General features: G+C 65.6%; 23 protein-coding genes and 1 pseudogene. 7 read left to right on the forward strand and 17 right to left on the reverse strand.

The features are described 5' to 3' along the window. Nucleotides 1-22 precede the first annotated feature (22 nt). Nucleotides 23-892 (forward strand): 1,4-dihydroxy-2-naphthoate polyprenyltransferase, encoded by an 870-nt coding sequence (locus NA10_RS11540; RefSeq protein WP_067567045.1) that lies wholly within the window; start codon nt 23-25, stop codon nt 890-892. Nucleotides 893-894: 2 nt separating this feature from the next. Here the strand turns inward: NA10_RS11540 and NA10_RS11545 are convergent, their stop codons facing one another. From NA10_RS11545 to NA10_RS11560, 4 genes are all read right to left on the reverse strand, one after another. Further along, complete coding sequence (locus NA10_RS11545; RefSeq protein WP_067567047.1) at nt 895-1,281, reverse strand: phage holin family protein; 387 nt, start codon at nt 1,279-1,281, stop codon at nt 895-897. A 68-nt stretch (nt 1,282-1,349) separates the two neighbouring features. Continuing rightward, the gene (locus NA10_RS11550) at nt 1,350-1,937 is read right to left on the reverse strand and encodes a Clp protease N-terminal domain-containing protein (protein WP_067567048.1); all 588 of its coding nucleotides are present in this window, start codon (nt 1,935-1,937) and stop codon (nt 1,350-1,352) included. Next, the gene (locus NA10_RS11555; RefSeq protein ID WP_067567050.1) at nt 1,937-2,158 is read right to left on the reverse strand and encodes a helix-turn-helix domain-containing protein; all 222 of its coding nucleotides are present in this window, start codon (nt 2,156-2,158) and stop codon (nt 1,937-1,939) included. Before NA10_RS11555 ends, NA10_RS11550 begins: the two co-directional genes overlap by 1 nt. Before the next feature lie 89 nt (nt 2,159-2,247). Continuing rightward, nucleotides 2,248-2,550, reverse strand: coding sequence for a hypothetical protein (locus tag NA10_RS11560; RefSeq protein WP_067567052.1), 303 nt, complete (start codon nt 2,548-2,550; stop codon nt 2,248-2,250). 140 nt (nt 2,551-2,690) lie between these two features. Here NA10_RS11560 and NA10_RS11565 point away from each other — a divergent pair, with 140 nt between their 5' ends. Next, complete coding sequence (locus NA10_RS11565) at nt 2,691-3,575, forward strand: helix-turn-helix domain-containing protein (RefSeq protein WP_067567054.1); 885 nt, start codon at nt 2,691-2,693, stop codon at nt 3,573-3,575. 37 nt (nt 3,576-3,612) lie between these two features. On the opposite strand, the gene cds1 is transcribed toward NA10_RS11565, so the two are convergent. Then, nucleotides 3,613-4,698: an L-cysteine desulfhydrase Cds1 gene (cds1, locus tag NA10_RS11570; protein ID WP_067567056.1), complete on the reverse strand. Its 1,086-nt coding sequence runs from the start codon at nt 4,696-4,698 to the stop codon at nt 3,613-3,615. Further along, entirely contained in the window at nt 4,695-5,024 is a 330-nt protein-coding gene (locus NA10_RS11575) for a DUF4229 domain-containing protein (RefSeq protein WP_067567058.1), read from the reverse strand. Before NA10_RS11575 ends, cds1 begins: the two co-directional genes overlap by 4 nt. A gap of 255 nt (nt 5,025-5,279) precedes the next feature. On the opposite strand from NA10_RS11575, the gene NA10_RS11580 reads away from it, so the two are divergent. From NA10_RS11580 to NA10_RS39320, 3 genes and pseudogenes are all read left to right on the forward strand, one after another. Further along, on the forward strand, nt 5,280-5,483 hold the full coding sequence (locus NA10_RS11580) for a BldC family transcriptional regulator (RefSeq protein ID WP_153804226.1): 204 nt from the start codon (nt 5,280-5,282) through the stop codon (nt 5,481-5,483). A 70-nt stretch (nt 5,484-5,553) separates the two neighbouring features. Next, nucleotides 5,554-5,754 (forward strand): hypothetical protein, encoded by a 201-nt coding sequence (locus tag NA10_RS38595; protein ID WP_084514541.1) that lies wholly within the window; start codon nt 5,554-5,556, stop codon nt 5,752-5,754. Nucleotides 5,755-6,123: 369 nt separating this feature from the next. Next, nucleotides 6,124-6,303, forward strand: a pseudogene (locus tag NA10_RS39320) (hypothetical protein); the annotation flags it as partial. Here NA10_RS39320 and NA10_RS11585 read toward each other — a convergent pair. After that, complete coding sequence (locus NA10_RS11585; protein WP_067567060.1) at nt 6,300-6,662, reverse strand: VOC family protein; 363 nt, start codon at nt 6,660-6,662, stop codon at nt 6,300-6,302. The pseudogene NA10_RS39320 and the gene NA10_RS11585 overlap by 4 nt on opposite strands. Before the next feature lie 181 nt (nt 6,663-6,843). On the opposite strand from NA10_RS11585, the gene NA10_RS11590 reads away from it, so the two are divergent. After that, entirely contained in the window at nt 6,844-8,208 is a 1,365-nt protein-coding gene (locus NA10_RS11590; RefSeq protein ID WP_157556381.1) for a DoxX family protein, read from the forward strand. 304 nt (nt 8,209-8,512) lie between these two features. Here the strand turns inward: NA10_RS11590 and NA10_RS11595 are convergent, their stop codons facing one another. The 5 genes from NA10_RS11595 to NA10_RS11615 all read right to left on the reverse strand — a co-directional run bounded on the left by NA10_RS11595 (nt 8,513) and on the right by NA10_RS11615 (nt 11,463). After that, a complete protein-coding gene (locus NA10_RS11595; RefSeq protein WP_067567065.1) occupies nt 8,513-8,893 on the reverse strand; it encodes a hypothetical protein in 381 nt (126 codons plus the stop codon). A gap of 153 nt (nt 8,894-9,046) precedes the next feature. Beyond that, nucleotides 9,047-9,553, reverse strand: a complete 507-nt coding sequence (locus tag NA10_RS11600) for a hypothetical protein (protein ID WP_067567067.1) — start codon at nt 9,551-9,553, stop codon at nt 9,047-9,049. 590 nt (nt 9,554-10,143) lie between these two features. After that, nucleotides 10,144-10,479, reverse strand: coding sequence for a Scr1 family TA system antitoxin-like transcriptional regulator (locus NA10_RS39125; protein ID WP_307188385.1), 336 nt, complete (start codon nt 10,477-10,479; stop codon nt 10,144-10,146). A 7-nt stretch (nt 10,480-10,486) separates the two neighbouring features. Next, nucleotides 10,487-10,978 (reverse strand): Scr1 family TA system antitoxin-like transcriptional regulator, encoded by a 492-nt coding sequence (locus NA10_RS39130; RefSeq protein WP_281180165.1) that lies wholly within the window; start codon nt 10,976-10,978, stop codon nt 10,487-10,489. Next, nucleotides 10,975-11,463 carry a DUF6879 family protein gene (locus tag NA10_RS11615; protein WP_084514536.1) on the reverse strand — a complete coding sequence of 163 codons (489 nt, stop codon included), beginning with the start codon at nt 11,461-11,463 and terminating at the stop codon, nt 10,975-10,977. Before NA10_RS11615 ends, NA10_RS39130 begins: the two co-directional genes overlap by 4 nt. Nucleotides 11,464-11,684: 221 nt before the next feature. On the opposite strand from NA10_RS11615, the gene NA10_RS37935 reads away from it, so the two are divergent. After that, nucleotides 11,685-12,350 carry a J domain-containing protein gene (locus NA10_RS37935; protein ID WP_174562503.1) on the forward strand — a complete coding sequence of 222 codons (666 nt, stop codon included), beginning with the start codon at nt 11,685-11,687 and terminating at the stop codon, nt 12,348-12,350. A gap of 31 nt (nt 12,351-12,381) precedes the next feature. Here the strand turns inward: NA10_RS37935 and ccsB are convergent, their stop codons facing one another. The 5 genes from ccsB to NA10_RS11645 are packed head-to-tail and all read right to left on the reverse strand — an operon-like array spanning nt 12,382 to nt 17,042. Beyond that, complete coding sequence (ccsB, locus tag NA10_RS11625; protein ID WP_067567073.1) at nt 12,382-13,368, reverse strand: c-type cytochrome biogenesis protein CcsB; 987 nt, start codon at nt 13,366-13,368, stop codon at nt 12,382-12,384. Then, nucleotides 13,368-14,993 carry a cytochrome c biogenesis protein ResB gene (gene resB, locus NA10_RS11630; RefSeq protein ID WP_067567075.1) on the reverse strand — a complete coding sequence of 542 codons (1,626 nt, stop codon included), beginning with the start codon at nt 14,991-14,993 and terminating at the stop codon, nt 13,368-13,370. Before resB ends, ccsB begins: the two co-directional genes overlap by 1 nt. Then, nucleotides 14,993-15,811 carry a cytochrome c biogenesis CcdA family protein gene (locus NA10_RS11635; RefSeq protein ID WP_084514542.1) on the reverse strand — a complete coding sequence of 273 codons (819 nt, stop codon included), beginning with the start codon at nt 15,809-15,811 and terminating at the stop codon, nt 14,993-14,995. The genes resB and NA10_RS11635 overlap by 1 nt, the downstream gene beginning before the upstream one ends. Nucleotides 15,812-15,813: 2 nt before the next feature. Beyond that, the gene (locus NA10_RS11640; RefSeq protein WP_067567078.1) at nt 15,814-16,440 is read right to left on the reverse strand and encodes a TlpA disulfide reductase family protein; all 627 of its coding nucleotides are present in this window, start codon (nt 16,438-16,440) and stop codon (nt 15,814-15,816) included. Beyond that, entirely contained in the window at nt 16,437-17,042 is a 606-nt protein-coding gene (locus tag NA10_RS11645) for a histidine phosphatase family protein (protein WP_067567123.1), read from the reverse strand. Before NA10_RS11645 ends, NA10_RS11640 begins: the two co-directional genes overlap by 4 nt. Between the last annotated feature and the right edge of the window lie 86 nt (nt 17,043-17,128).

The raw sequence follows: 17,128 nt of genomic DNA on the forward strand, positions 1-17,128 counted from the left end.
CCTTCGCATTAGGCTGCGGTACATGGCTACAGCAGCACAGTGGATCGAGGGCGCTCGGCCGCGCACTCTGCCGAATGCGATCGCTCCGGTCCTGGCGGGCACGGGGGCCGCCGCCTCCATCGACGGCGCGGTGTGGTGGAAAGCGGTGCTGTGCCTGCTGCTTTCGCTCTCGCTGATCATCGGCGTGAACTACGCCAACGACTATTCCGACGGTATTCGCGGCACCGATGACGACCGCGTCGGGCCGCTGCGCCTGGTCGGTTCGAAACTCGCCGCCCCGAATGCGGTGCGCAATGCGGCGATCGGCTGTCTCGCCCTCGGCGCGCTGCTCGGCCTGATCCTGGTGGCGACCAGCGCCTGGTGGCTGCTGATCGTGGGCGCGGCCTGCCTGGCCGGGGCCTGGTTCTACACCGGCGGCCGGAACCCGTACGGCTACAGCGGTTTCGGCGAGATCGCGGTCTTCGTGTTCTTCGGCCTGGTCGCGGTGCTCGGCACCCAGTTCGTGCAGGCCGGGCGCGTGGACTGGGCCGGACTGGCGTGCGCGGTCGCGGTGGGCGCGTTCTCCAGTGCCGTGCTGGTCACCAATAATCTGCGCGATATCCCGACCGATTCGGTGTCCGGTAAGACCACCCTCGCGGTGCGCCTCGGCGACACCCGTACGCGCACACTGCATGTGGTGTTGTTGGCGGTGCCGTTCCTGGCCACGCTCGCGCTGGTCGCCCGCACCCCGTGGGCGCTGGCCGGCCTGCTGGCGCTGCCGCTGGCCATCAAGGCCAATGAACCGGTGCGGACCGGCAAGAACGGGCCGGGACTCATTCCCGCCCTCGCCGGTACCGGTCTGGCGCTGTTGATCTGGTCGGTCGTGACCGGCCTGGCGCTGACCCTGGGCTGAGCTCAGTCCTCGTCGGGGACCAGGACGCCGAGCACCCAGTTCACCAGCGTGATGATGATGGCGCCCCAGATCGCGGCCCAGAATCCGTTGACATGCAGCTGGTAGTCCGTGTGCTCGGTGATCTTCGAGGTCAGCCACAGCATGAGTGCGTTGACGACCAGCAGGAAGAGCCCCAGCGTCAGCACCACCAGCGGCAGTGACAGCAGTTTCACCAGGGGCTTGACCAGCGCGTTCACGATGGTGAAGATCACCGTGATCACCGCGATGACAATGATCTTGTCGGTGGTCGTGGCCGGTTCGTCGGGACCGTGGATGTCGATTCCACCGACCCATACGGACGCGAGCCAGATGGCCACACCGTTGATCAGCAGACGTAGCAGGAGCGTCATGCCCTGATCGTAGGGCGCGGACCGCCCCGGCGGTGATCTTCACACGCGTTCGCACCCGCTGGAGCTCGTCAGGCCGCGTGATCGAGGTAATCGCCGACCGCGGTGCGCAGCGTGCCGGTCGCGGTCTCGTCGCCGAGCAGCCCCCGGGTGGTGGCATTGGGCGAGCGCAGGATGCCGAGCAGGATGTGCCCGGCCTCGATATGGTCGTCGCCGCGGGAAAGCGCTTCGCGCAGCGAGAGTTCCAGGACCTTCTTGGCGTCCCGATCGAACGGGATATGGCCGAAGCCCATATCGCGGCTACCGCGGAACAGGCCGCGCCGAGGCTCCTGCACCGGGGCCGCGCGATCGAGCGCGTCCGGGCCGAAGGTCGCCTCGAGGCTCTCCCGGACAGCGTCCAGATCGATGCCGATGGAACGCAGCGCCGCCGCGTCCGCCTCGCCCAGGGGTTCGGCGGTTCGCTTGCGGGCCAAGGCTTCCCGGACCGCCTCGGCGGTGTAGCCGCGCTCGGCGAGCAGTTGCCGCAGCCCGGTGTCCGGGGCGACCAGCAGTCCGAGCAGGACATGCTCCATTTCGATTCGCGGCGAATGCAATTCGCGCGCCTCTTCCTGTGCGACGACGATCGCGTATTTGGCCGCCCTGTCGAATCGTTCGAACATCAGCGGATACCGCCCTTCCGGTTGTACTTCTGGTGGACCGCCTGCCTGCTCACCTCGAGCGCCTCGGCGATGGCCTGCCAGGACCAGCCCTGGGTACGGGCATTGGTGACCTGGATGGCCTCGAGCCGTTCGAGCAGTCGACGCAGGGCGAGGACCGCGTGCAGTCCGACCTTGGGGTCGGGGCTGCCGGCGGCGGCCGCCAGAGTCGTTGCTTCACTCATGCACGTCAATTTACGTTGACATTCGGATCGTGTCAACGAAAATTGACGCAACCGGAAGGAAATTTCGCTTTCCGCGAAGAACTCCCAGGTCAGCGACTCCAGGGCACAAAGGGTGCGTAATCGCGCACGTGCCCGTCCACCCAACCCCAGACGGTCTCGGGTTCCACGGCGACGCCGTCTTGCAGGCGCAGCCGCCAGCCGCACTCTTCCTTCTCCCAGATATCGCCGTCGCGGTCCTCGTAGAGCCCGTACGCGGCGGGCTCCCAGGGGTTCACCACGCCGTCGGCGGCCATCACCCGATGCGGTCGGAGGGCCCGTGTTCGCCCGGCGGTCATGACCCAGGGTCCGACCGTCACATTGACATCGGCCACCGGTCGCGGATGCTGCCCCAACTCGACTCCTGATTTGTTGTTGTTTCAAACTATTGGAGCAGAACGGGATACCGCGCACCCCTCGTCGCCCTACCCGTGCGGGTATCACTCGGCAACCGCGTGTGCACCGGACGGTTATACAAGTAAGGTCACCCTGAGCAATGAATGGAGTACCCACGTTCGGCGAGTACATTCGCCAGCGCCGGACGGCCGCGAACCTCACTCGCCCCCAATTGGCCTGGTTGGCCAACCTCTCGGTGCCGTACCTGACCAAGATCGAGGGCGGCGCGAACCCCTCCCGCCGCGTCATCGAATCCCTCGGCACCGCACTGGAACTGCAGGCCGTCGAGTTCGAATACGCACTGGCCCTTGCCGAAGGCCCGTTCCCGCGGATCACGCCCGATCACCCCAGCGCCACCGATCGGGAATACCTGGAGCTGCTCAATCCCAAGATAGCGGCCTTCATCTCCGGAACCATGGATATCCTCGCCGTCAATGCCGCGCACGCCGAGGCGTTTCCACAGCTCGATCCCGGCTGCAACTACGTGGAATGGCTGCTGCTCAATCCGATATCGCGAACCGTGCTGGTGGACTGGCAGGGTGAGACGCAACAGGCGGTCGGCATGTTCCGCATGCTGCTGGCGCGGCACGGTCCGGACGAGGCGACCCAGCGGATCATCGAGAACTGCCTGGCGAGTCCGGAATTCGAGACCATGTGGCGCAATGACGGGGTCGCCAGCGAGCGGCGCGATCGCACCAAGCTGGTGCGGGATCCGAAAACCCTTGCCATCACCGAGTTGCGGATGAACATCTGGCGCACCTCCTCGACCCTGCAGTCGTGGATGCTCGTGGTCGGCGCGGGGGTCGATCAGCCCCTCGCGGTCACCCGCCCGGTGCTCCGAGAGCGGCCGCTAGCGTCAAGGCCTATTAACGCCGATGAGGCCGTGCAAAGGCCCGCCAAACACCCGTACATGAATGCTTCACTTCGAGAGTCGACACCTACTCAACCGTTACAGCAAATTAACAGCAAACAACTGGAAGGGTGACCAACCCTTCTCAGCCGAACCCCGTGCGGTGCGAAAACTAGCCCGACCAAGTACCGGTGGCGATGAATCGATCGATGACGGCGGTCGGTTCGTCCAGGCTCAGCCCCTGACCGGCAACCCACTCGTCATTGAAATAGGTTCCGGCATAACGGTCCCCGCCGTCACACAGCAGGGTGACCACACTGCCGGTGCGACCCTCGGCGATCAGGTCGGCAATCAGGGCAAACGCACCCCACAGATTGGTGCCGGTGGAACCGCCGACCCGGCGGCCGAGCACCCGGCTGGCATGCCGCGCCGCGGCGATCGACCCGGCGTCCGGCACCTCGATCATGCAGTCGACGACCTGGCCGACGAAGGACGGCTCCACCCGCGGGCGGCCGATGCCCTCGATCCGCGATCCCATCCCGGTCTGATAGCCGGCGTCGGACAGCTCATAACCGCCGTAGAAGGCCGAATTCTCCGGATCCACCACGGCCAGTTTGGTGGCGTGCCGCCGATACCGGATATACCGGCCGATGGTCGCGCTGGTGCCGCCGGTCCCCGCGCCCACCACGATCCACTCCGGGATGGGATGGGTCTCCAGGGCCAGCTGCTGGAAGATGGATTCGGCGATGTTGTTATTGCCCCGCCAGTCCGTGGCCCGCTCGGCATGGGTGAACTGGTCCATATAGTGGCCGTTGCACTCGCGCGCCAAACGTGCTGCCTCGGTATAGATTTCAGGGCCCTTCGCCACCAGGTGGCTGCGGCCGCCCTGCGCCTCGATGAGCGCGATCTTCTCCGGCGAGGTGGTGGCGGGCATGACCGCCACGAACTCCAGGCCCAGCAGTTTCGCGAAGTACGCCTCGCTGATGGCGGTGGAACCGGACGAGGCCTCCACCACGGTGGTGCCCTCGGTGATCCAGCCGTTGCAGATGGCGTACAGGAACAGCGACCGCGCCAGGCGATGTTTGAGACTGCCCGTGATGTGGGTGGATTCGTCCTTGAGATAGAGCCGCACGCCCCAGTCGGCGGGCAGCGGATAGCGCAGCAGATGAGTATCGGCGCTGCGCTGGGCGTCGGCGTCGATCAGCCGGACCGCATTGTCGACCCAGTCGCGCGGGGCCGAGCGATCACAGCGTTTCATTTGTCTTCGCCTCGTAGTCGCGACATGAGCTGCTCCCGGTCCCTGCGCCGCTTCTCGTCGACGGCGGCGATGTCCTTGTTCACCTGCGTGCGAAGCTTTTTGAACAGTGCCATGGAGAGCGGCATCGCGATGAGCAGCGCGAACAGCGCGGCGACGATGAGCGGGATGTCGACGTGCACGATGGCCGCCACACCCATGATGATCGCGGCGAGGACGACGACCAGGCCGAGCCGGGCGACCGTGTAGAGGGCCAGATGCTTGGCGAGGCGGCGGCCCGCGCTCTCCGGTGGGGTTCGGTCACTCGCGCCGGGGGTTGCGTCACTCACGGGAACAGCCTAGGTGACGGGGATTCGGGCATATGCGGTGCCCTCCGCCCGAATGTCGCTGGAAATTCGCTGTGCGGACCCAAGCCGTGATCGCGAACACAGTACGGATATCCGTTTTGTCTATTACTTCCCCTTTACCAAATCGAGACTGTTCGAACACTCGGGGGGTGCAGTGCAACGATGTCGCTACTGATGAGGGATCTGACAAAACGGAAAGGTTTGCGAATGACTGCGTTCACCGCGGCGAGCCGCGTAATGGGTTCCGTCAACAGCCAGGACACCCTGCTCACCCCCGGCCAAGTAGCAGCAATGTTCCATGTCGATCCGAAGACCGTTACCCGGTGGGCTCATGCGGGTCGGCTCGGCTCACTGCGGACCCCGGGCGGTCACCGCCGGTTCCGCGAAAGCGAAGTTCTGCAGCTCCTGCGTTCTCTCACCACCGAGGCAACTCGCGTCTAACCCCTATTTCCCGTTCCGCGGTGCCGCGGGTACGGACACGGATTACCCTCGTTGGCAGGAGGTGAGCGACGTGACGTACCTGTTGGCACTGATCGCGGTAGTGGCCGTCGCGATGCTGTGCTGGAAAGCTTTCGGACCCCAGCGACCGGCCCGCACCGGCACGGCATCGGCACCACGGAGCCGAATAATCGGCCCCGATGACGATCCTGATTTTCTGTGGCGGCTATCGCGCCAGCACCGGGATGGCGAACCCGGCTCTCCCGATCATTAGTTAAATACAGACCGGTCGGCATCCTTCTGGCAACCCGACCGGTCTTCTTTTTTGAGTACCTCCGCACATTCCGTGCTCACCACCGACCGCCTGACCCTCACCCCGGTCAGCGCGGCCGCTCACGCCGTCCTGCCGGCGCACTGGACCGATCCCGCGAATACCTCTTCGACGGTGCGCTGCTCACACCCGAGGAGATCACCGCGACCATCGCCGCCAGTGAGCGGTCGTTCGCGACGGCCGGGCACGGCCTACGGCTCGTCACCGGCGGCACGTTCATCGGCACACCGCCGGTCTGCGACCACTGGACGACCTCGGTCAGGAGGTCTACTACGGCCTCGCCCCCGCGACATGGGGTAGGGCTATGCCACCGAGGCCGCCCGCACACTGATTCGGCACGCCCTCGAAACCCTCTGCCTCCCAGCGATATTCGCCGAGGTGGACCGGGCCGATACCGCCTCCGGAGCGGTGCTCGAACATCTGGTGCTGACCCATTTCGACACCGTCCCGGGCGAACTCGGACCGCTGCTGCGGTATCGACGGCAGCGTTAGTCGTCCTCGTCGTGGTGCGCGACGATATTGAGGACGTTGCCGTCGGGCGCCCGGACGAAGAAGCGGCGCACCCCCCACGGCTCGGTGGTCAGGGGATGGACGATCTCGTACCCGAGCCGCTCGGCCTCCGCGTAGGCGGCGTCGACGTCCTCGGCGTGCACGGACATCACCGAATCGACGGGGGCGCTCGCATCGTGGGTGACGAGTTGGACATTCGCCCCGGTCTCGGGCGAGGTGTACCGGGCCACCCAGCCCATATTGAACTCCTCCAGGCTCAGGCCGAGGAAGTCGGTGTAGAAGGTCTTCGCGGATTCGATATCGGACACCGGGAGATTGGCGACCAGGCGCTTGGCGCGCATTCGTGCTCCTACCTCGCTGCGGATGGAACACCGCCAATCGTACGAGCGGCATGCTCCGGGGCGGGGATTTCGGGGGCAGTGGAGGTCGGGGCAAGGGTTTTGGCGGATACGCCCCGATCCGCACGCTGCCCTAACGTTCTCGGCCGCAAGGTAATCGGCGGGGCGGGAGAGATTCGACGTGGTGGCGCAGCTGACGGCCGAGGTGGTCGAGAGTGGTATGCGGGAGCCGGTAGCGACACCGTGGCATCCATTGGCGCGCACGGGTTTTCGACTCGGTTTCGTATTCCTCGAAGTGGGGATGGCGGGCGGGTGGCTGACGACCGCGCTGGTGCGGTCGTTCGGGGTGCCGCAGGAGACGGTGGCGGGGCTGGAGAAGTGGACGAGCCTGTCTCCGCTCACCGACCGGGTCGCCGCGCACCTGTTCGGCCTGACCCTCGACTACACCCGGACCGGCAGCGGAGATACCGCCGCGCACTGGGTTTCGCTCCTGACCTGGTTGCTCGTCGCACTGGCAGCCACCGCCGTCTGGTCGGTGCTCGATCGCCGCCGGCCGAACTACGTTCGCCTGTACGCCTGGTTCCGGCTGCTGTTGCGCGCCGCGCTGGTGAGCGCGCTACTGCTGTACGGCATGGTGAAGGTGCTGCCCTCGCAGATGACCTTCGTATTGCAGCGGCTGGTGGAGCCGTTCGGCGATATGAGTCCGATGTCGGTGCTGTGGACCCAGACCTCGCTCGCCCCGCCGTATGAAATCGCTTTGGGCGCAGCGGAAATCACCGCCGGGCTACTGCTGATACTGCCGGTGACGGCGGGGCTGGGCGCGTTGCTGGCCTTCCTGGCGACGCTTCAGGTGGCGCTGCTGAATCTCACCTTCGACGTCCCGGTGAAGATCTTCGCCCTGCAACTGCTCGCCTTCGCTACCGTACTGGCCGCCCCCGATATCCGCCGCACCATCGCGACCCTGCTCGGCCGCGCGGTCCCGCCCCGCCGCCCCGATCCGCATCCGGGCACCCGTTGCGGCAACCGAATCCCGCCGGCGGCGCAGCTGATCTTCGGTGGCTGGCTGCTCTTCACCGCGATCACCGAGGGTTACGACGCCTGGCACACCTACGGCAATGCCCGCCCGCAATCCCCGCTCTACGGAATCTGGAACGTCACCGAATACGCCGTCGCGGACCGGGAACTCCCCGCCCTGATCGACCCGCTCGACCCTCCCGGCACAGCACCGCTGAACGCCTCGAATCGCCTGCGCCGCATCATCTTCGACATCCCCGATGCCCTCACCGTCCAGCGCATGAACGACTCCCTGCTCCCCCTGCCCGCTCGGATCGACACCGCGAACCACACCATCACGATCTCCACCGAGTCGACCGGGGCCGCGCCCATAGCCACCTTCGATTATGAACGGCCCCAATCGAATCGACTGATCCTGACCGGTCGACTAATGGGCCGCCCGGTCCGCATGCGACTGGATCTGATCCCGCTCGACCACTATCCGGCGGTCTCCCGGGGTTTCCACTGGGTGCAGGCGACGCCCTATATGCGCTAGGGCGCGCGGCTGATGGGTGCGGGTGTAGGCCGCGCGGGTCTCACGCCGACGATAGTCGAGGTCGGTGCCGCCGCCCAGATGGGATGCGAGACGCAGGGTGAGCCAGATGCCGACGGGTAGGACGGCCGTAGCGGGGTCGATCACGACTTCTCCCAAAGGTTTCCGGTACGCACTGTCACGGACAAGTGGACAGTACAAGCGTGCCGGGCTCGGGACCTAGATTGGTGTGACGTGATGTCTCACTCATTTGAGGGCACGCGGGCCTGATTCCGGATCGGTGACCGGAGCCGGGTCCGCGGTCGAATCAGATGACCAGGCAGGAGCTTCCGGCGTTGATGCCGGTGCCGACGGTCAGGACGATGGTCTTGGAGTCCTCGCCCTGGGTGACCACCAGCGTGTGCATGCCGGTGGTCGTCGGCGTCCAGCTCGCCGTGCGCGTGGTCGGTGCGGAAACGTCCGGTGTGGCGGCGAATTGGACGCCATTGTCGAAGAAGTTCATTCCGGACCACGAGGTACTGTTCGCGACCACGTTATAGGTGCAGCCCGTTCCGAACCCATTGCTCAGTCCGCCGCCCGCGATAACGACGCTGGTGCCGATCTCGGCGGACGCCTGCGGCGTATTCAGCGCCAAACCGGCGGCGGCCAGTGCGATCGCGACCGAAACAGACTTGAAAAGATTCCCCATCGGGTGCCGACTCCTCTGATTGCGCGGGTGATTCGCAATCACGCTGCCAGACGGGCACTTCCGGCAGTATCGGTCAGATGCCCTATATACGGCTCCGGCCGCCGAATTCGAATTCGGCGGCCGGAGCAGGTTTTTCGGGTTGTCCGTATCGGATCAGGGCAGGACCTGCGGAATGACGTCCGGGGCCACCGCGCCGACGATCAGACCGACCAGGGCGCCCTGGAAAGCCGGGCCGAGGGCGCAGAGCGGGATGAGCACAATTCCGATAATGGTGGCGGCACAGACGACCGCGCCGATCACGGCGCCGACAATCGCACCGGCCGCCGCGCCATTGCCCAGCGGATCATGGTTGGCCGCATTCGGATTGGTGGTGATCTCCTGCGCGGACGCCACCGGCTGAACGGCGGGCTCGCCGGCCGCGTCGACGGCGGGCTGCTCGACGGCGGCGGCGACCGGCTGGACCGCCGCCTGGGCCACCGGCGCGACCTGCGTGAACGCGGCCTGCGGAGCCTCGACGGCCCGCACGACGGACGCCACCTGCAGTGCCCCGACCGGGGCGTCGGCGGAAGCGGTTCCCGCCCCCGCGAAGGCAACCCCGACCGCCAGCGGCAATGCCGCGATCAGAGCCTTACGACTGAAATTCCGGATGGTACGGCGCATGATTTTTCCTAACCCCCGCGGCACGCTCAAATCAGATGGCGTGCAGAACGTTTCACGTTGCGAATGACAACGGAACAAGTTCTATCCGAAAAGTTTCACCGAATCAAGCCGGCTAGTTCAGCCCCGCATAGGAGTGCAATCCGCTCACCACGATGTTGGTGATGAACAACCACCTGTACGTTTGCTCGTACCGGGGTTCGACGACATCAATTCTGACTTGCTGATTCTCGTTCTCGGTCCGTTGGTACCAACCAACGTCGTTCGACCTGATTACGTCCCCACTGCGTACGGGCGTCGGCCTACCCGCACCCCGCACCCCAACTCACACGGGCTCGGGGGTGGGGGTCGGAATCGCCACAGGAACCACGGAACGGTGACCGCGGTTGTCCGCGCTCAACTTTTGTACACGGGGGTGCCTAGATCAGCCGCACCGAATCGAGAGAGACTGGAAGCTCGTCTGACCGCTCTCCCAACTCGGAAGTTGCTCACAGCTTTTCGAGCACCCGTGTAAAAAGCCCTGACCAGATCGGGGGTCAGGAAGGGGCGGGAGTCTGGATTTTCTGCCGGTGAGCCCGTCTCGCAGGTCCACACTATCGCCGCTTCTCCATCGCTTCCCGAATCAGGCTCCGGGCGTCATCACCGGAGACGGTCTGTGCAGCAAGTATTTTGAATGCCCGGCCGTAGGTGGCAATCTCGCGCGGTTGAGTAATGGTCAGCTCTGCGGCCGTGCCCTCGACCATGACCAGCCGGTTGTCGAACATCGCGAAGTTCGTAGAAACCACCAGCGCCTCAGCCGTGGACGGGATGATTCCGAGGGTGACCCGAGGCATCCCGAAGATGGCAGCTATCCGGTCGAGTTGGCCGCGCATCACCGCATCGCTTCCAACGGTGGTGTAGAGCGCCTGCTCGGCAATGAGGAAGTGGATGCGGTGGTCACGCTGGTAGAGGGATGCGTTGCCGCTCCATGCGCTTGCTCACCGCTGCGTCCAGGTCGTTGGGAGCCTGGTGGAACTCCATGCCGCGCCGTAGTTTCGCCTCCGCGTATTCAGCGGTTTGCAGCAGCCCCGGAATGATCTGCGGCTGGTAGTCGCGGATCACTGTTGCCTCGGCTTCCAGCTTCAACGCCTTCTGTTGCCGCCGCTGGAGGCCGGTGCCGAGGATGCGCCGCCACTCGACGTACGCGGCGTCGATGGTGTGCAGCGTGGCCAGAAGATCCGGCAGTTGATCGGCCGACCCGGTGTGTTCGCAGTAGGCCCGAATGTCGGCGTCGGTGGGCGTGATCCGCCCGTATTCGATTTTCGAGACCTTCGATTCGTGCCAGCCGGCCAAACCTGCCAGTGCACGGCCGGTAAGCCCTGACCTGCGGCGAAGCTCTCGGAGCCGTGCCCCGAGAGCCTCTCGCGCGTCGTAGACGCTGTTCGTCACCGTTGGGCGTACTCGGCGAACGGTGTTGCCAGAGCCCAGAGCCGTTCGCGTACGCCTCGGTTGTAGGCGACCACGCCCGGATCTGTCGTAACGGCCAGCCCGGCGGGCTTCCCTGCGTCGTTCACGAGGTTGTAGGCAATCCGATCGTTGTCGAGCAACCACCAATCATCCGGCGGGACGTCCCCGGCGAGATGTCGCGGAACGTACCGAATGTCCTCCCCTGCTTCGGTGTTCGAGTCGGTGACCGACAGCAACCATCGGTGGTAGTCGGTGAGTGGCACCGTGACCACTCTGACTCTGGTCACTGCCACACCCCGGCGGGTCGTCTCCCGGATGAGGTCGTTCCATCGGTTCTTGTGTTCGTCCGGCAACGCGGGCTCTCCGTCGAGGAACCGGCGGAACCGTTCGGACTCTTGCGGCACCGCGTAGGCGTCCCTGACCTCGAGGTGAAATGCTTCGTGCTTGCACTCGGCGAACAGACTCACCCAGGGTGCCCCCTGCCTAGCAGGTGTGCGCGAGTTTTCCCGTGCGAGTCTCATCATCCCCTCGACCTGCCTGGATGCGGGTGCGAGTGAACGATTTTCGGCAAACTCAAGCACACTCGTAGCCCACTGCGCACCCGGATACTTAACGTCGGCTCAGGCACTCAGGGGAGGTTGACTACCCCGCTTCTGAGTGGCCGTACCAACGGCGGACAGGGGTCGAGATGAACCGGCGGATGAGGCTATATCAGTTCCCCGGCGGCGTTTTCGAACTCCAGAGCACCGGCGAGGAAGCCGAGGACCACGCGGGATTCTACCTCGAGTACCTCGGCTTAGGCGAACTCGAAAGCAGCCGAGACGACGAACTACCGCGAGGGGCGGACATGCGCTACAAGCCAACGGCTCTCGGGTACGTCCGGGCGGACGTATCCGGGATAAGCCAACTCTGGGACGAAAGTCAGGTGCGCAAGCTCGCTGCGCGACTCGGCTACGACTTCTCCGGCATGGTCGTCTACGACCCGAAATCCGGACAGCCGCCGCTGGCCCGGCTGAAGGCCCAAGCAACCCGCCTCCACGCCGAGGCCGTGATCGTGCCCAGCCCCGAGCATTTCGAAGGCCACGAGATACCGGGGACGCTGGTGCCGCAGCTCGACGTCATCACCGTTCACCCCGAAGAGACCACTCGAGCAGGGCACGCATGTTGCCCCGAGGGGCGCTCAGCAGACCGTCAAGCAGTGGTGTCTCAGCTACTACGCGCACCTATGGCTAGATGCCGACGAGTTCACCCGGACCGCAATCGGCGACGTGCTGAAGGCGCACACCGAAGCCGCTGCGTACTGACTGCGTACCGAGTCGTCGGCTGCGGCGGGGCAGTGACAGAACACATTTGAGAATCAGCAGTTCAGAACGGATTCAGCGGTGCTAATTGAGGCCCGCATAGCTATGAAGACCGCTCACCACGATGTTGATGATGAAGAGGTTGAAGAGCATTGCGATAAAGCCCGCGATATTGATCCAGGCGGCTTTGGTGTCGCGCCAGCCCGAGGTGGCGCGGGCGTGCAGGTAGGCGGCGTAGAGGACCCAGGCGATGAAGGAGCAGGTTTCTTTCGGGTCCCAGCCCCAGAAGCGCCCCCAGGCGGCTTCGGCCCAGATGGCGCCGAGGATTACACCGGCGCCGAAAATCGGGAAACCGATGATGGTGGTGCGATAGGCGAGGCGGTCCAGGGATTGCGCGTCGGGGAGCAGGCGGGCCATACGGCCGAGGAAATTCTCCGATTCCCGGCCCGCGGGCTGCCGAATTCGGAACAGGAAGAGCAGGCTGGAGACGCCGGAGACCAGGAATACACCGCTGCCGATGGACACGACGGTGACGTGGATGGGCAGCCAGTAGGACTTGAGCGCGGGCACCACGGGGGCCGCGTCGACATGCAGTTTGGTGCCCGCCAGGAACAGCAGAATCAACACGGGGGTGAGCAGGAAGGCCCACATGCCGCGGTAGCGCTGTTCGCGCAGCAGCACCAGACCGAGCAGCACCGCTGCCGCACAGGCCATGCTGATGAACTCGAACATATTGCCCAGCGGGAAACGGTGAGTCGCGAAGCCGCGCAACACGATCGACACCGCATGCGCGCCGAAGCCGACGAACAGCACCGCAAAGGCCATATTGCCCAGGCGTTCCGGGAACGGGCGCTTGGGACGCTCGGTGGGCACGATGCGCCCGGGGACGTCGGGGGCGGCCTCGGGCGCCGGCTCGGATCCGCCGCCCGCGGTGACCAATTCCCGCGCGACCGGCACGGTGCGGGTGACGGCGAACTGCCACACCAGCATGATCCAGACCAGCGCGTAGATCACGATGGCCGATTTGAACGCGAGATCGCTGTAGGAGGCGATGGTCTCGTCGATCGGCATTACTTCTCTCCCGTGTTCTCGGTCAGCAGCCGCTCACGCAGTCGGTCGAATTCGCCGCCCCAACCCGCCTGGTCGGTGCGCGCCAATCCACCCATTTCTACTACGGTACGTCGTACTCCATCGTGCTCGGTGTCGGGGTACACCCGCAACCAGATGCGCCGCCGCTTCACCAGCAGCGACACCAGCAGACCCGCCATCATGGTGAGCGCGCTGACCAGCACCCACTGCTGCGCCGGATCATGCGACACCTGCAGATTCACGAATTCGCGCGCACCGTCGAAGGTCACCTTGGTGCCGTCCGAGAGCGCCGAGGTCTCACCGGGCTTCAAATTGACCCGCTGCTCCTTGACCAGTCGCCCCTGCTTGATCATCTCCTGATCCAGCGAGAACAGCGACTGCGCGCGCCCGGTGTCCAGACCCGTATCGCCCTGGTAGATGTCCACCGCGACCATCGGATCCCGCATGGCCGGATACATCGAGGTCAGCAGCGACCCGTGCAGCAGTGCGGTCGGCGCGAACAGGCCCTGGATCGCGACCTGATGCTTACGCCGCTCCTCCTCGCTCGGATACATACCGCCCGGCGGATCGATCCGCAGCACACCCGAGGACAGGAAGGTGGTGGCGTCATCGGGCTTCCACTGAATGGTCTCGGTGCGCGTCTGACCATTCGGGAAGGTCACCGTGAAGGTCGGCGCGAAACCGTGCCCCTGCAGGTATACCCGATCCCCCGCGACCCGCAGCGGATGATTCACCTGAATATTGGTGTCCCGCCAGGTCCCCGCCGCCAAATCCGAGCCGGCCTGATATTGGATATCCGAGGAGAACATGGCCGCCTGACCATTCGGCAGATAATCGGCCTTGAAGTTCTTCACCCGCACGCACATCGGCGACAATCCGGTGCCGTCGTTCACATTGCCCGCGCGGAACGAATCGAATACCGCGGGCGAGGTGGTGCAGAATCCCGGACCGTCATCGGCGATCACGACCACATTGCCCTCGTACCCGAAGAGCTTGCCGACAGCGACCGCCGCCAGCAGCCCCACCAGCGCGAGATGGAAGACCAGATTGCCCGCCTCGCGGGTGTAACCCTTCTCCGCGGAGAGCGTGATCTCACCCTCGCGCGTACCCGGCTGCACCACGGTTCGCCAGCCGCGCAACGCTTTCCGCGCCCGCGCGATCACCTCATCGGGCGTCTCGGCATCCGATCCGCTGAAGTGATGCGGCAGCCGCGACAGATTGCGCGGGGCCTTCACCGGCGGTGTGCGCAGCGCCCGATAGTGATCCAGGACGCGCGGCGCGATGCAGCCGACCAGCGAAATGAACAGCAGCACATAGACGGCCGTGAACCAGGCGCTGGAGAACACGTCGAACAGCTGCAGGCGATCCATCCACGGACCCAGCGTCGCCCGGTCCGCGATGTACTGATCCACCTTCTGCTTGTTCAGACTGCGCTGCGGCAGCAGCGCACCCGGAATCGCGGCCAGGGCGAGCAGGAACAGCAGCATGAGCGCGGTGCGCATACTGGTCAGCCCGCGCCACGTATTGCGCAGCACGGCAAGGACTCTGCGCGGCAGCGAGGGCCGCGGCGGACGGGCGGGGGCGGGAGTTTCGAGGGCGGCAGTCATCAGATCGGCAGGGTCACATTCGAGACGAAGGCGTCGCGGACCCAGGAGATGAACTGGTCCCACGCCCCGGTCACCAGTGCGATGCCGACGGCAACGAGCAGAATGCCGCCGATCACCTGAATGGTGCGGGAATTACGGCGCAGCCAGCCGACACCGCGCAGTGCGGTCGCCGACCCGAACGCCAGGATCACAAACGGCAGGCCCAGGCCCAGGCAGTAGGCCACGATGAGGGCCACACCGCGCGCGGCGGTGGTGCCCTCGGTACCCGCGGAGACGGCCATGACACCGGAGAGCGTGGGCCCCAGACACGGCGTCCAGCCGAGCGCGAAGACCGCGCCGAGCAGGGGTGCGCCGAGCAGACCGCTCAGCCGGCGCGGCTCCATCCGGGTATCGCGCTGCAATGCCGGAATGAGGCCGATGAAGGCCAGGCCCATCAGAATGGTGACGCCGCCGCCGATGCGTTGCAGCAGTTCACGATTCACATTCAGGGCCTGGATGGCGCCGAAGACGGTGGCCGAGGCCAGCACGAAGACCACGGTGAAGCCCAGGACGAACAGCCCCGCCGCACCCGCCACCCGCATCCGCCCGCGATTGCGTTCGGCGACCGCGGTGCGCCGGGCGGATTCGACGGTGACGGGCGGCGCTTCCGCACCGACGACACCCGCGAGATAGGACAGGTAACCCGGCACCAGCGGCACCACGCACGGTGAGGCGAACGACACCAGCCCGGCCAACACGCAGGCGCCGAGCGCGAGCAGCAGCGGCCCGGTTGCGGCGGTCTGCTGGAACGAATCACCCACGCCGGCAAGGACTGTCACGGTCACTGCCGACCTTCCTCGGCCAGGTTCTGCACGACCGGCTGCAGATCGGTCGCGAGCAGCGAGCGCAGGAACACCGCCGCGACCCGATGCTGCCGATCCAGCACGATGGTGGTCGGGATGACGCTGGTCGGGAACTTGCCGCCGAGCGCGAGCAGACTGCGCATGGACGGGTCGTAGATCGACCGATAGCCGACCTTGTTGTCGGTGACGAAATCCTGCGCCTTGTCCTGCTGGTTGTCCCGCACGTTGATCCCCAGGAAGGCGACGCCCTGATCCTTGGTGGCGTCGTAAACCTGTTCCAGCGCAGGCGCTTCCGCACGGCAGGGCCCACACCACTGACCCCAGATATTGATCACCACGACCTTGCCCGGGAAGTCGTCCACCGAGGTGGTCTTCCCGGCGGTCATGAGATCGGGGCCCGAGAGCTTGCCGATGGTGCCGCGCGACTCCGGCGGATTGTAGAAGATATCGGTCTTACCGCCGGGCGAGACGAAATCGAAGGTCCCGCCCTGCGCTACCGCGTCCTTACCCGCGGTCGAACAACCGGCGAGCACCGCCACCAGGGACAGGCTCGCCAGCAGCGTCGACACGGTGCGTGCGAGGGTGCCGGACGCGGTTCCGCTCATGCCCCCGTCACCTTGGGATCCGAGGCGCCCGCGGGTTCGCTGTACACGATATCGATCAACGTATCGCCCTGGTACACAAGCGAAGTCATGGAGGCCAGCGAGCACTGCCGGTTGCGCGGGTCGTGCCACAGGCGCTGGCCCTGCAGGAAGCGGCGCAGCGTCCACACCGGCAGCTGATGCGAGACCAGAACGGCCTCCCGACCGGCCGCCTCGACCCGGGCCTTGTTCACCGCGGCCAGCATGCGGTGCGCGATCTGCAGATACGGCTCGCCCCAGGACGGGGTGAACGGATCGCGCATCTTCCACCAGTGCCGCGGCTTGCGCAGCGCGCCGTCACTCATCGACACCCGCAGGCCCTCGAAGGTGTTCCCGGCCTCGATCAGATTGTCATCGGTGCGGATCACCAGATCATGGTGCAGCGCAATGGGTTCCGCGGTCTCCTGCGCCCGCTGCAGCGGTGAGGCCACCACCAGCGCGATATCGTGATCGGCCAGCGAACGCGCCACGGCCTGCGCCTGCGACCGTCCCGTCACCGACAACTGGAAGCCGGGCAGGCGACCGTAGAGAATCCCCTTGGGATTGTGCACCTCACCGTGCCGCATGACGTGCACGATGGTCTCGACATCATCGGCGACATCGCCGGGCAGTACGAAACCGCTTGCGGCAAGAGCTGATTCGCCCGCACCGG

This window comes from Nocardia acidivorans NBRC 108247 (genome assembly GCF_001625085.1).
In the GTDB taxonomy this organism is placed as follows: domain Bacteria; phylum Actinomycetota; class Actinomycetes; order Mycobacteriales; family Mycobacteriaceae; genus Nocardia; species Nocardia acidivorans.

Coding starts and splice junctions, on each gene's coding strand:
- ccsB (WP_067567073.1), bottom strand. CDS start 13,368: ATGCCGATCGACGAGACCATCGCCTCCTACAGCGATCTCGCGTTCAAA.
- NA10_RS11540 (WP_067567045.1), top strand. CDS start 23: ATGGCTACAGCAGCACAGTGGATCGAGGGCGCTCGGCCGCGCACTCTG.
- NA10_RS11550 (WP_067567048.1), bottom strand. CDS start 1,937: ATGTTCGAACGATTCGACAGGGCGGCCAAATACGCGATCGTCGTCGCA.
- NA10_RS37935 (WP_174562503.1), top strand. CDS start 11,685: ATGAACCGGCGGATGAGGCTATATCAGTTCCCCGGCGGCGTTTTCGAA.
- cds1 (WP_067567056.1), bottom strand. CDS start 4,698: ATGAAACGCTGTGATCGCTCGGCCCCGCGCGACTGGGTCGACAATGCG.
- NA10_RS11580 (WP_153804226.1), top strand. CDS start 5,280: ATGGGTTCCGTCAACAGCCAGGACACCCTGCTCACCCCCGGCCAAGTA.
- NA10_RS11545 (WP_067567047.1), bottom strand. CDS start 1,281: ATGACGCTCCTGCTACGTCTGCTGATCAACGGTGTGGCCATCTGGCTC.
- NA10_RS11555 (WP_067567050.1), bottom strand. CDS start 2,158: ATGAGTGAAGCAACGACTCTGGCGGCCGCCGCCGGCAGCCCCGACCCC.
- NA10_RS11645 (WP_067567123.1), bottom strand. CDS start 17,042: ATGCGGCACGGTGAGGTGCACAATCCCAAGGGGATTCTCTACGGTCGC.
- NA10_RS11595 (WP_067567065.1), bottom strand. CDS start 8,893: ATGGGGAATCTTTTCAAGTCTGTTTCGGTCGCGATCGCACTGGCCGCC.
- NA10_RS11600 (WP_067567067.1), bottom strand. CDS start 9,553: ATGCGCCGTACCATCCGGAATTTCAGTCGTAAGGCTCTGATCGCGGCA.
- NA10_RS11585 (WP_067567060.1), bottom strand. CDS start 6,662: ATGCGCGCCAAGCGCCTGGTCGCCAATCTCCCGGTGTCCGATATCGAA.
- NA10_RS11640 (WP_067567078.1), bottom strand. CDS start 16,440: ATGAGCGGAACCGCGTCCGGCACCCTCGCACGCACCGTGTCGACGCTG.
- resB (WP_067567075.1), bottom strand. CDS start 14,993: ATGACTGCCGCCCTCGAAACTCCCGCCCCCGCCCGTCCGCCGCGGCCC.
- NA10_RS11565 (WP_067567054.1), top strand. CDS start 2,691: ATGAATGGAGTACCCACGTTCGGCGAGTACATTCGCCAGCGCCGGACG.